The sequence below is a fragment of the Bacteroides sp. 1001302B_160321_D4 genome (genome assembly GCF_015667765.1).
Taxonomy (GTDB): Bacteria; Bacteroidota; Bacteroidia; order Bacteroidales; family Bacteroidaceae; genus Bacteroides; species Bacteroides xylanisolvens.
Genome location: NZ_JADPLO010000063.1, coordinates 22,096 through 34,145, shown reverse-complemented (window position 1 = coordinate 34,145; position 12,050 = coordinate 22,096). Strand labels below are relative to the sequence as shown.

General features: G+C 40.9%; 12 protein-coding genes and 1 other RNA gene. 3 read left to right on the top strand and 10 right to left on the bottom strand.

Annotated elements, in window-relative coordinates; all coding sequences use genetic code 11:
• On the top strand, positions 1–213 hold a 213-nt coding region (locus KFO40_RS20535), incomplete at its 5' end, for a hypothetical protein (RefSeq protein ID WP_410489907.1).
• Between the two features lie 413 nt (positions 214–626).
• Here the strand turns inward: KFO40_RS20535 and KFO40_RS25835 are convergent.
• From KFO40_RS25835 to KFO40_RS20500, 8 genes are all read right to left on the bottom strand, one after another.
• Positions 627–758, bottom strand: a complete 132-nt coding sequence (locus KFO40_RS25835) for a hypothetical protein (protein ID WP_262896093.1) — start codon at positions 756–758, stop codon at positions 627–629.
• Positions 759–1,006: 248 nt separating this feature from the next.
• Positions 1,007–2,221, bottom strand: coding sequence for a clostripain-related cysteine peptidase (locus KFO40_RS20530; protein ID WP_211146738.1), 1,215 nt, complete (start codon positions 2,219–2,221; stop codon positions 1,007–1,009).
• A 91-nt stretch (positions 2,222–2,312) separates the two neighbouring features.
• Positions 2,313–2,714, bottom strand: a complete 402-nt coding sequence (locus tag KFO40_RS20525) for a hypothetical protein (protein ID WP_004303864.1) — start codon at positions 2,712–2,714, stop codon at positions 2,313–2,315.
• Positions 2,715–2,791: 77 nt separating this feature from the next.
• Positions 2,792–3,415 carry a murein L,D-transpeptidase catalytic domain-containing protein gene (locus KFO40_RS20520; protein WP_117685289.1) on the bottom strand — a complete coding sequence of 208 codons (624 nt, stop codon included), beginning with the start codon at positions 3,413–3,415 and terminating at the stop codon, positions 2,792–2,794.
• Between the two features lie 134 nt (positions 3,416–3,549).
• The gene (locus KFO40_RS20515) at positions 3,550–4,410 is read right to left on the bottom strand and encodes an RNA polymerase sigma factor RpoD/SigA (RefSeq protein WP_002561589.1); all 861 of its coding nucleotides are present in this window, start codon (positions 4,408–4,410) and stop codon (positions 3,550–3,552) included.
• 184 nt (positions 4,411–4,594) lie between these two features.
• Entirely contained in the window at positions 4,595–6,130 is a 1,536-nt protein-coding gene (locus KFO40_RS20510; RefSeq protein WP_004296667.1) for a trypsin-like peptidase domain-containing protein, read from the bottom strand.
• Positions 6,131–6,349: 219 nt separating this feature from the next.
• Positions 6,350–7,501, bottom strand: coding sequence for a dipeptide epimerase (locus tag KFO40_RS20505; protein ID WP_118196284.1), 1,152 nt, complete (start codon positions 7,499–7,501; stop codon positions 6,350–6,352).
• 99 nt (positions 7,502–7,600) lie between these two features.
• Positions 7,601–8,581, bottom strand: a complete 981-nt coding sequence (locus tag KFO40_RS20500; RefSeq protein WP_211146737.1) for an NlpC/P60 family protein — start codon at positions 8,579–8,581, stop codon at positions 7,601–7,603.
• 98 nt (positions 8,582–8,679) lie between these two features.
• On the opposite strand from KFO40_RS20500, the gene rnpB reads away from it, so the two are divergent.
• Together rnpB and KFO40_RS20490 are read left to right on the top strand one after the other, a co-directional pair.
• Positions 8,680–9,043, top strand: an RNA gene (gene rnpB, locus KFO40_RS20495) — RNase P RNA component class A.
• Between the two features lie 22 nt (positions 9,044–9,065).
• Positions 9,066–10,385, top strand: coding sequence for a YihY/virulence factor BrkB family protein (locus KFO40_RS20490; RefSeq protein WP_008025368.1), 1,320 nt, complete (start codon positions 9,066–9,068; stop codon positions 10,383–10,385).
• Between the two features lie 368 nt (positions 10,386–10,753).
• Here KFO40_RS20490 and KFO40_RS20485 read toward each other — a convergent pair whose 3' ends face one another.
• Positions 10,754–11,290, bottom strand: coding sequence for a nitroreductase family protein (locus tag KFO40_RS20485; protein WP_120145095.1), 537 nt, complete (start codon positions 11,288–11,290; stop codon positions 10,754–10,756).
• A 51-nt stretch (positions 11,291–11,341) separates the two neighbouring features.
• Positions 11,342–11,944: a riboflavin synthase gene (locus KFO40_RS20480; protein ID WP_151921592.1), complete on the bottom strand. Its 603-nt coding sequence runs from the start codon at positions 11,942–11,944 to the stop codon at positions 11,342–11,344.
• Between the last annotated feature and the right edge of the window lie 106 nt (positions 11,945–12,050).

Genomic DNA, 12,050 nt, shown 5'->3' with positions numbered 1-12,050 from the left:
GCAATCTCGCTTTTTCACTATGTCAATTCTACAAGGCTTTCTTCTCTTGGAAAGCGGGTGCAAAAGTACGCCCTTTTCGTATACAATCCAAATATATTAAACTATTTTTTCGAAGTTTTTTTGAAAGAATATGCTAAAGCGCTGAAAGATAATGATGTTGTAGAACATGTTTTTGATAGGATTAGGAAAGTGTGGGGACGGATAAGGAAGTGAGGGTAATAGTAGAGCATTGAGAGAGGCGCTTAGAAAAGCATAGCTTTAGAGAACGTAAAGCTATGCTTTAGCACTCGTAAAGCACCGCTTTAGCATTGACAAATCACTGCATTGTTTATAACGGGCGGGTACAGAAGGGCCACTTTTCAGAGAACCCCTTCACACACACCCGCGCGCACGTACTAAAATAGTCTCTTCATCATCTACATTGATAAACACTATGCATTGGGGCAGGCGTTTCAGTCAGGCGAGTGCAGTATTTTCCTTTATCCCATGCCGACTGCCATACCTATGTGCGGGTGAAACCTGCTCTCAATTTGCCAAAGAAGAAATTCTCATCAACATTCATCAGATGGCTAATTTCTGTAAGGGCAAGGAATAACAGGATATGCGTGGCTTGGCAGTAGAGAGATTCACAAGTTGAAGTGCAGTCTTAAAGTCGGCGAAAGAATGATTATATTCTGGCAACACTTCTTCATCGTCATAGTAGAAGCATCTTCTTCGCCGTACTCTCTTTCTTCTCCCCACGTTTCATTATTTTCCACCTTATTTATACGCGCGCACGTGTGTGAGAAATTATTGTGGTGTCCCTACTGTACCCTTTGTCCCTGCCCCACTGTTCATAACTTTGTTTTTTTGCAGAGGGGAACGCCTGCAGTTTCAGCGAGAAAGAAGCACTATCGTTCCTTTCGCCGCCTTGAAATCAAGAGTTATTATAGTGTTGGCAGCCCATACAGAATCTTTGTTCGGTTCATCTATACCCTCTTTATGCAAGTACATTACAGACTTTTAATTACCAACCAGTCTCATCCCAACCGGCAGCAGAATACCATTGTAATGTTCGATAAAAATTATTCATTTTTGAGTCAAAGCTTCCACGAGGTATATAAGTGGACAACCCTTCCGCCTTTTCCATAGAAAACATACTATAAGTAATTCCTGAATAATTTTTCGGTGTAGTTTTCCTATAAATTACAGCCTCATCAAAAGCTTGACGCCATGACTGATAATCAGCATTATCTTTTCCTCCTGTTAAATTTTGAATCAAATTATCAAAATCATAATTTGCTTTATCACTGCTAAAATCATAAAGCTGTATATCATCACGCTGCACCACTCCCGCATCTTGAATATATTTAGGAATAATAGTTTTAACAACCATAGCTAAATGATCCAAAGCAGCACTATTAATTACAGATGTTGCAACTCCTCCCGTCCAATTTGTATTAACCGATGGTACCTTGCCAGTATAAAACTTTTCATAATAATTGAAATAAGCACTAGCTATATTTATAGCCAAATTATTCTCTGTAAACATCTCCGGCACAACTACACTATAAGGAGCCCCAGGACCAGGAATCTCAGTTGGTGAACCAATAAAATATTCAGCACAATCACGTAGTTCATAAGCTACTTCCACAGCCTGCATCGAACATGAATCAAACAGAATAAATTTCAAAGGTCTAGGAAAAGAAGATAACAATACATCATGAAAATCCGGAATATTCATTTGAGTTCTACGATAGTACCCGATGGAACGAGAATTCGCATCATTGGTAGCCGGCACCCATGAAGAACTATGAGATAAAAACACAAAGCCATAACTATCTGCCGGGAAATAACTTACCGCTTGAGAAATAACAGAAGACATAACCTCTTTAGCCAAAGGATTCTGTTCCGAATAGGTAAAAAGAGTGTCTGCTACCACTTTTCCGTTCTGTTTTTTTAATGAAACAAGACGAGGAACATCATTAACCATTTCACTATAAACAACTAAATTACATTTTGAATAATCTACCTCTTTCATACCCTCTTTCATATCTTCAAAATTAGTTTTAAAGAGATCAGACAATTCATTAACGCCATTATCACCTACAATATATACCAACACAGTGCGCCCAACTTGTTCACGTGGTTGAGGTATAATAGGGCCTTCTTCATCATCGTGACAAGCTGCCACCAACATTACAACACAGAACAAAAGCGATAATATTTTAATCTTTTTCATAATATTCCTCATTTATAACAGGGACAAAGATAAAAAAATAAGAGATGCAAACCTGCATCTCTTATTATATTAACAATTAAGTTATTGCTTATTACTCTTCCGGTTTCGTAAAGTGGAATTTATCTGAATCAATCCGCGATACCGTCATTCTATTATTCTTCTTATATTTATTCAGAATCTTCGTTGCTTCTTTTTCCAACTTCTTTCTGTTTTCCGAGAAGTAAATCATACATGTACTATTCTGCTGCAGTTGGTTATCCTCCAGATAATTTTTCAACTGATAACTATATAATTCACGATGAGCCAAGAACCCTTCTTTGCTAACCTTCGCACTATCTAATATCTGAATATCCGTGAAATAGACTACCGTATCCGTAAATGAAGCAGAAATTCCAAAAGCATAAACCGGTTTAGAATGGTCTTTTTTCAGAGAAAAAGCGGAGCACATGGTAAACACAAGTGCAATTGCAAATAGTATTTTTACGTATTTCATATCATATAATTTTTAACTTCGCAAAGGTAACAAAAAAGAGGAGACTACCTCGATTTATCTCAAATAAATAGCATTTCTTAATCATAAATCCATAACAATATAGGTTTCTTTTCTGCCTTGAGCAGCCTGTCAACCTTCCTCATCACCTCATCAGATATCACAGGACACCCCTGACTGATTCCTAATGGAAGATGCAAAGGATACACCTCCGTTTCCGGCATCGGAGTATAAGAATGTAACACGATATACCGTTTGAAAGCATTGTTATTCGTTGCTTCCAATCCATGCAATTTATAATGAACATTAATCCCCCACTTACTATACGACCGTATCCCTACTTTATATTTTCCTAAAGAAGAGCAATAACTACCTTCCACATTACTGAATACAGGCTTGGACAGCGTACTGTTTTTCCCGTATCCATGCGCACAAAGACTTGCATACTTCACAGAATCTCCCTTGAAATCCCATACAAAGAAACGCCTTTTACCGGAATGAATACTGAAATCTACCAGAAAGCAATAATTTGTATTATACCCGTTCTTATCACAATAAGCCCTTCCCGCCTGCGCTTTTTCACGCAAACGTTGCTCTATTTTAACAGGCACCGTGTCAGAAGACAATGTCGCATATCTTGCGTATGCCATCACCCCTGCTCCCAAAGCAACCAGAACAAATGATATTAGAACAAATTTCTTCATAAAACTCACATAGCACAAGATTGAATTATAGAATGGGGCTTATGTAAAAAGTCGCATAAGTACATTCTTCTATATGAAAAGTGCGACTTATGCGACTCAAATTCTTTTTTCTTTCAGAAACTGATATTCCTTACTTATCCCAAGTAAGATTTGAGCAATTTACTACGATTACTTTGTCTAAGTCTTCTAATTGCTTTTTCTTTAATCTGACGAACGCGCTCACGTGTGAGGCCAAATTTATCGCCGATTTCTTCCAATGTCATTTCTTGCTGTCCGATACCGAAAAACATCTGAATGATTTCTTTTTCTCTATCGGTTAACGTAGAAAGAGCTCTATCAATTTCCCTCGCAAGAGACTCATTAACCAGAGAGCGGTCCGCCATTGGCGAATCATCGTTAACCAACACATCCAACAGGCTGTTATCCTCCCCTTCCACAAAAGGCGCATCCACCGAAATATGACGGCCGGATACCTTCAGCGTATCAGAGATTTTATCAACCGGAATTTCCAGTTCGTCTGCCAACTCCTCGGGAGACGGACGCCGCTCGTTTTCCTGTTCAAACTTCGAGAAGGCTTTGCTGATCTTATTCAGCGAACCTACCTGATTCAACGGGAGACGAACAATACGCGACTGCTCTGCCAATGCTTGCAGAATAGACTGGCGAATCCACCATACAGCGTAGCTAATGAACTTAAATCCACGTGTTTCATCAAATTTCTCGGCAGCCTTAATCAGTCCTAAATTGCCTTCATTAATCAAGTCAGGCAAACTCAAACCTTGGTTCTGGTACTGTTTAGCCACAGATACGACGAAACGAAGATTGGCACGTGTCAATTTTTCCAATGCTACACGGTCACCCTTACGAATGCGTTGAGCGAGTTCCACTTCTTCCTCGACAGTAATCAGGTCTTCACGGCCGATTTCCTGCAAATACTTATCAAGAGAAGCGCTCTCTCTGTTAGTGATACTTTTGGTAATCTTTAGTTGTCTCATTCTTTAAAAACAGATTTGGAGTGCAAAGTTACGACAAATAATTTGTTAACATACAAAATTAAGTAACTTTTACACTATATTTTTCATCTAATAAAACAAAAAGAGATGCCGACAAGTTGATTGGCGGCATCCTTTTTCTATTTCATTAGCTTATCCTGCAATCTTCTTACCTTATTTTTATATATTACTCTTGAGTCAGATCGACAGCGAAATATCCGCGTTTACCTGATGGGAACACACCGGTCAGGAATAATACCTGGTTCGGAGACTTAACAGCAGCTTTCATTACTTCTTCCAGATCGCTGACTTTGCGCATCGGCTGGTCATTAGCTTTCAGGATAATGAAGCCTTTACGAACTCCTGCATCTGACATCTTACCGGAAGAAACTCCTGTCACTTGCAGACCGTAACCTAGATTCAATTGCTTCTTCAAGTCATCCGGCAACTCTTTGAAAGCAGCTCCCAGGATTTCCATGCCTGCATCCTTCACGATCTTGGTAGTACCTTGCTCGTTCTTCAACGTTACTTCAACGGTCTTTTCCTTCTTATCGCGCATCAGTTTTACTTTCACCTTATCACCCGGACGATGTTTAGCAAGTGCTTCCTGCAAGTCAGCCATATTGGATACTTTCTTATTATCCACACCGATAATTACGTCATCGACTTTGATATCAGCTCCGGCAGCAGAACCATTCTCTACGATTTCAGAAACCCATACTCCTTCTACAACACCCAGTTCTTTAGCTTTATCTGCCAATGTCTTACCGGATTTGTCAATCGGTTGACGGTCGTCCATCAAACTGCTACCGATAGAGCCACCACGAATACCGAGCAATGCACGTTGTACTGTTCCATATTGTTTCAAGTCGGCAATTACTTTCGTCATAATGCTGGTCGGGATAGCAAAACCGTATCCTGCATAAGCACCTGTCGGAGAAGAAAGCACTGAATTGATACCAACCAATTCACCTTTGGCATTTACCAGTGCACCACCACTGTTACCCTGGTTGATGGCAGCATCCGTCTGGATGAATGATTCTATACCACCATTATATACTCCCAGAGAACGGGCTTTTGCACTTACGATGCCGGCAGTTACAGTAGAGTTCAAATTGAACGGGTTACCTACTGCCAATACCCACTCTCCTACTTTCAACGCTTCGGAATCTCCCACCGGAATAGTCGGGAAATCATCACCCTCAATTTTCACCAGCGCAAGGTCGGTGCTAGGGTCAGTACCAATCACGCGTCCCTTAAACTCACGGTTATCATTCAGTTTCACACTGATTTCATCCGCACCTTCAATCACATGATTATTCGTTACGATATATCCATCCTTCGAGATGATTACTCCCGAACCAAAACCTACACGAGGTTGAGACTGTACCTGACGTTGCTGTCCGCGTCCATCACCAAAAAAGAAATCGAAAATGTCCGGCGCTTGCTGAACAGTTCTTGTTTTAGCTTCTTGAGTAGACCTTATATGTACGACAGCATGAAGTGAATTCTCGGCAGCCTGTGTCAAATCAACAGGTTGAGCGTTCACAGCGTCAAAAGCAGCCAATTTGACATTGGGATTCTGCTTGAACATCTCATTAAAAGATGTTTCTTTTGCAGATTCGTTAGATTGCAACAATTTGTAAGTTGTCAATCCTGCAACTCCTGAGCTAAGAAGAATGATTGCTCCTACTCCCAGAATGTTCTTTGTTGTCTGTTTCATGATTTATAATTCTTTAAATTGTTAATATTCGACATTGTTTTAACTTTTACGACGTTAAAATAATAACAAATATCGTTCACTTATTCTACTTGTCACTCTTTTTTGTCCACTTTTAACAGAGAATATTTGGAGCTTAACAGCGGTTAACGACAACACCTGACAAATTTACATTCGTTGTATGTCAGATGGCTTTAACACTCTGACATTCATTCAGTAAAGTCAGATTTTCATGACACCGATTCCGGGCAAATCATTTAAGGTGATCTTTCCTTTCACTACTTCTACCCCTTTAAAGCGATCATTAGAAATAAGCAAGTTACCATCCAGGTCGGCAAAATCGACTAATGGCGAGAACTGTGAAGCTGCTGAAATAGCACACGAGGTCTCTGTCATACAACCCACCATCACACGCATACCGAGCGCATGCGCCAATGTTACCATCTTCCATGCTTCACGCATACCGGTACATTTCATCAGCTTAATATTAATTCCCGTGAAAGCGTCTTTCAAAGCAGCTACATCTCCCAAACGCTGCAACGATTCATCTGCAAATATCGGCAATGGACTTTGTTGCGTTATCCAGGCAATGTCGTCTAGCTTCTCCTTCGGCATAGGCTGTTCTATCATCACAATGCCTTTTTCTTTCAGCCAATGAATCATATCAAGCGCGTATTGACGGTCTTTCCAGCCTTGGTTGGCATCTATCGCTATCGGTAGATTCGTTACCGATCGGATGGTTTCAATCATCTCCTTATCATTGTCCCGTCCCAGCTTTACCTTTAATATATTAAACTGATCGGCGCACTCTTTTGTTTTCTCCCTTACCACATCCGGTGTATCAATACCTATCGTGAAGGTGGTAGAAGGCGTCTTTTCTTTGTTCAATCCCCATATCTTATACCAGGGAGCATCCAACAGTTTTCCCACCAAATCATGAAGGGCGATATCTACCGCAGCTTTCGCCGCCGTGTCTTTTGGCGAGAGGCTGTCAACGTATGACAAAATGTCATCTAGCTGAAAAGGATCACTAAACTGTTCCAGATTCACTTTCCCCAGAAAACTCATTACCGATTCTACCGTCTCTCCCAAATAAGGAGGCATAGAGGCCTCTCCGTACCCCGTTATTCCTTCATATTCTATTTCCACCTGTACATCAGGAGTCGTTGTGCGTGAATATGTGGCAACCGTAAACACATGCTTCAACTTCAATTCATAAGGGAAAAAGCTCATTTTCATCTTTCCTCCCAAACCGAGCTTATTTATATAGACGTTAGAAAGCGATGATTCTCCGGCTAATGTCTGACGGACCACTAACCCTGAACCCAAAGCAGCCAAAGTCGCTGTTTTCAAAAAATCTCTTCTGTTCTGCATGCTTTAATAGATGATAAATTACAAATGATAAGTGACAGATAATAGATGATAGATATTTATACAAAATACTCACAATAACTATCAAACATCATTTATCAACTATTTATAATAAGGATTATTATCCGTAGTATTCATTCCCTTCTCCTTATTAATATAAGGTAGGAAGCGAACGGCAAAAAGTAGACGTTTCGTGTTGAACTCGTCATAGTTCTTATCCGCAGGGTTCATACTACTGATGTGTACATCGCCCAAAGCGTGGATAAACTGTTTATTACCAAGGTAAATACCAACGTGAGAGATTCCTTCTTTACGCTCCGCAGTTGCTTTACGGCCGAAAAACACTAAATCCCCCCGTTGTACATTGGCAAAATCAGGAGCAATCTCAATATGTTCGCCCACATAAGCCTGTTGAGACGCATCTCTTGGAATAATAATATCATGCATAAAAAGCACGGTACGTACCAAGCCGCTACAATCTACTCCTTTGGAAGAGGTTCCTGCCCACAGATAAGGAATTCCCATCATCGAATAAGCAGTCGCAATGATACTTTCAACATCTTGTTTCAATGAAGCCCTCCATTTTGTTTCCGGTTGAGAAATAGATTTAGAGATGTATGCTTTCCGACCGTCGGGATAAGATACTTTGTAGAAATGACCTTTGCTTCCCTCCCACTTCAGACGATTGCCTGCAACCACGTCGGACACAGGTTGAGAACTTTCATCCGGTTCTTCATACGCAAATCCATAGTGCGAAGTAACCACTATCTTTTCCGCCCGGTTCCACTCATCATAACGTTCCTTCGACATGGGGGTAATCACCATCCGGTGTACCCATCCGGTATAATCATCCGGCGTTTGTATCTCGTACCAACCGGTATATTGAAGTACTTTGACCGGCATCCCCAACAATGCCTGCGTACTCATGCCGGAAGTAAATTTGCCTTCTTCGCGCAAATTGCAAACAGAGATATGCACTACCCCATAAGCTGAATCGGCAGGCATGGGACGTATTTCCTGTGCTTTCAGGCTGACTGCCGCAATCACCAGAAAACAAGAGAAAAGGAGGATATTCTTCTTCATTGAAATTCATTTTAATAATAGCAAAGGTAGAAATTATTTCTATTTGTGCTACTTTCTTTGGCTAAAACAAAATAAATGACGTATTTTTGCAGTCTAAAGCAGTTGGCCGGTCTGTCGCGTGCACGTTTCGTGCAGGAGGAAAGTCCGGGCAACATAGAGCATCCTACTTCCTAACAGAAAGCTGTCCGTGAGGGTAGAGTAACGTAGAAGAAAACAACCGCCGCTCCTTTCGGGGAGAGGTAAGGGTGAGAAGGTGGGGTAAGAGCCCACCAGCCGCATGGTGACATGTCGGGCTGTACGTCTTAGGAGTTGTAAGGTCATGTAAACCGGCGTTATGAGAGTTGCTCGCTCCATGTCGGAGGGTAGACCGCTAAAGTGTCGTGGTGACACGCCACTCAGATAAATGACAGGCACCTTGTTTTATATAAGGTACAGAACTCGGCTTATAGGCTGACTGCTTTTTCTTTTAATTATCCGTTGAACTATGAAGAAGAAAATCACCGATATATGGAAGTTTCTTACGTATGACATCTGGCGCATTACGGAAGATGAAGTGACCCGAACCAAGTTCTCACTCTACAATATTATAAAGACCATCTATCTTTGTATCAACCGGTTTACCAAAGACCGAATGGCTAATAAAGCTTCCGCACTGACATATAGCACATTGCTCGCCATTGTACCGATACTTGCCATCCTGTTTGCCGTGGCACGCGGTTTTGGATTCGACAACCTGATGGAACATCAGTTCCGCAATGGTTTCGGAGGAAATATAGAAACAACAGAGGCCATTCTCTCATTTGTCAACTCCTATCTTTCACAAACCAAAGGGGGTATTTTCATTGGAGTTGGTTTGGTCATGTTGTTATGGACGGTTATCAATCTGGTCAGCAATATTGAAATCACCTTCAACCGTATTTGGGAAGTAAAAAAAGCACGGTCCATGTATCGCAAGATTACGGATTACTTTTCTATGTTCCTGTTGATGCCGATTCTGATTGTAGTATCCGGAGGACTTTCTCTGTTTATGAGCACCATTCTCAAACAGATGGATGATTTCGTCCTGCTTGCTCCTATTATGAAATTCATGATACGGCTTATCCCTTTCGTCCTGACATGGCTGATGTTCACAGGGCTGTATATCTTCATGCCGAATACAAAAGTAAAATTCAAACACGCGCTCATTGCAGGCATTCTGGCGGGGTCTGCTTATCAGGCTTTTCAATTCCTGTATATCAACAGCCAGTTGTGGGTATCAAAGTACAACGCCATTTACGGTAGTTTTGCCGCACTTCCTTTATTTCTGCTTTGGCTGCAAATATCTTGGACAATCTGTTTATTCGGAGCCGAATTGACGTATGCCGGGCAAAATATCCGTAGTTTTAGTTTTGACCAGGATACCCGGAATATCAGCAGACGATACCGAGACTTTATATCCATCCTGATTATGTCGCTCATAGCCAAACGGTTTGAGAAGAACGAACCTCCCTATACGGCTGCAGAAATCTCGGAAGAGCATCAGATTCCCATCCGACTAACCAATCAGGTGCTTTATCAGTTGCAGGAAATAGAATTGATTCACGAGGTAGTCACCGACGAAAAAAGCGAAGAGATCGGCTATCAACCGTCAATGGATATCAATCAATTGAATGTAGCCATCTTATTGGATCGTTTGGATACATACGGTTCCGAGAATTTCAAAATTGATAAAGACGAAGAATTCAACGACGAATGGAAAGTGCTGACCGAATCCAGAGAAGAATACTATAAAAAAGCAAGTAAAGTATTACTGAAAGATTTATAAGGAAAAGGAAGCAAGCAGTGCAACGATCTCGAAAATCAGACTTTACAACCTGATATTCTTATCTATAATAAGTCCGAAGCCAGCCTGAAAGGAGAAGACGCCCAACTGAAAGCGGCAGTAGACTATTTGCTGAAGGATTTGTCAAAAAAGAAATAAATACTACATTATTAATACCGCTTATTCAGCGGCATTAATAATAAGTTATATATCAACACTTTAGAAGAAACACTTTTGGTTTTAAACAAACAGTCCGTTCCTTTAAAAGGAAAGCATCGTTGGTTTAAAAGGAACGGACTCTTCCTTTAAAACCAACGATGCTTTCGGTTATATGCTTATCCTAAAGAACTAAGAATATAATTATTTTTCAATCAATAACGGTTGTATGAAACCACCTTTTCTTTCGGCTTCCTCATCTTTTTGCGTTTTTCCTTTGCCGGATAGCCAATGACAATATCCAGCAATAAACGTTTGGAAGCAGGGATACCGGCAAGCTGTTTCATTTCTTTTTCATCAAACCAACCCAGAATACAAGAGCCCAGTCCTTCGGCTTCAGCCGCCAAAGCAATATGAGCAGCAACTATTCCAATGTCGATCAATGGAAAATGCTTGCCTTTCACCTTTCCACCAAGCAGAGAGGTAATATTAGCAGATTCCTCTACCACCAGAATATGCACGGGAGCATCTTTAGCAAACTTATTCATCCCCAAACCAGCAGCAGCTTTCCCCGCTTTTTGAGCCAGTTCCTTATCCGTGATGACTACAAACTTCCAAGGCTGCGCATTACAGGCCGAAGGCGCTAAACGAGCAGCTTCAAGTATCCGTTCCAACTTTTCCGGCTCCACCGGACGCTCCTTATCATACGAACGGTCGCTTTGACGAGCCTGTACCAATTGAAGAAAATCCATAAGATTGCGATTTTATGATTTACGATTGAAATTCGCTTTCGCGACAGCCAACTATTTATATTGAATCATCCGGCTGATATACTTACCGATAATATCGAATTCAATATTTACCACACTGCCAATCTCAAACGTATGGAAGTTTGTATGCTCATACGTATAAGGAATGATAGCTACCTGGAAAGTATCATCGGTCGGATTACATACCGTCAGACTAACACCGTTCACAGTTACCGAACCTTTATCCACCGTGATATATCCACGTTTCGCCATTTCCTTATCAAACGCATATTGGAAGGTAAAATACCAACTACCTTCCGCATCCTTAATATCAATACAAGTAGCGGCCTGGTCTACATGTCCCTGAACAATATGTCCGTCCAACCGGCCATTCATCATCATGCTACGCTCAACATTCACCTTATCCCCCACTTTCAGCAAACCGAGATTAGAGCGTTCCAATGTTTCTTTCATGGCAGTCACCGTATACGTATCATCTGTCAGAGTCACCACTGTCAGACACACACCATTGTGAGAAATACTCTGGTCGATTTTCAACTCATTCACAAACGAACACTTAAATGTAAAGTGTATATTCTCCTGGTCTTTCACCAGTGCTACCAAAGTAGCATATTCTTCTACGATTCCAGAAAACATAATTTCATTTACTATTTTACGATTTACTACTTACTATTTTAAGATTGAGAATACTCTCTTAATGCAAGGGTCAAAGATACGAATTAGAAAGGAGCTTAAAAAATAA

Coding starts and splice junctions, on each gene's coding strand:
- KFO40_RS20530 (WP_211146738.1), bottom strand. CDS start 2,221: ATGAAAAAGATTAAAATATTATCGCTTTTGTTCTGTGTTGTAATGTTG.
- KFO40_RS20525 (WP_004303864.1), bottom strand. CDS start 2,714: ATGAAATACGTAAAAATACTATTTGCAATTGCACTTGTGTTTACCATG.
- KFO40_RS20520 (WP_117685289.1), bottom strand. CDS start 3,415: ATGAAGAAATTTGTTCTAATATCATTTGTTCTGGTTGCTTTGGGAGCA.
- KFO40_RS20515 (WP_002561589.1), bottom strand. CDS start 4,410: ATGAGACAACTAAAGATTACCAAAAGTATCACTAACAGAGAGAGCGCT.
- KFO40_RS20510 (WP_004296667.1), bottom strand. CDS start 6,130: ATGAAACAGACAACAAAGAACATTCTGGGAGTAGGAGCAATCATTCTT.
- KFO40_RS20505 (WP_118196284.1), bottom strand. CDS start 7,501: ATGCAGAACAGAAGAGATTTTTTGAAAACAGCGACTTTGGCTGCTTTG.
- KFO40_RS20500 (WP_211146737.1), bottom strand. CDS start 8,581: ATGAAGAAGAATATCCTCCTTTTCTCTTGTTTTCTGGTGATTGCGGCA.
- KFO40_RS20490 (WP_008025368.1), top strand. CDS start 9,066: ATGAAGAAGAAAATCACCGATATATGGAAGTTTCTTACGTATGACATC.
- KFO40_RS20485 (WP_120145095.1), bottom strand. CDS start 11,290: ATGGATTTTCTTCAATTGGTACAGGCTCGTCAAAGCGACCGTTCGTAT.
- KFO40_RS20480 (WP_151921592.1), bottom strand. CDS start 11,944: ATGTTTTCTGGAATCGTAGAAGAATATGCTACTTTGGTAGCACTGGTG.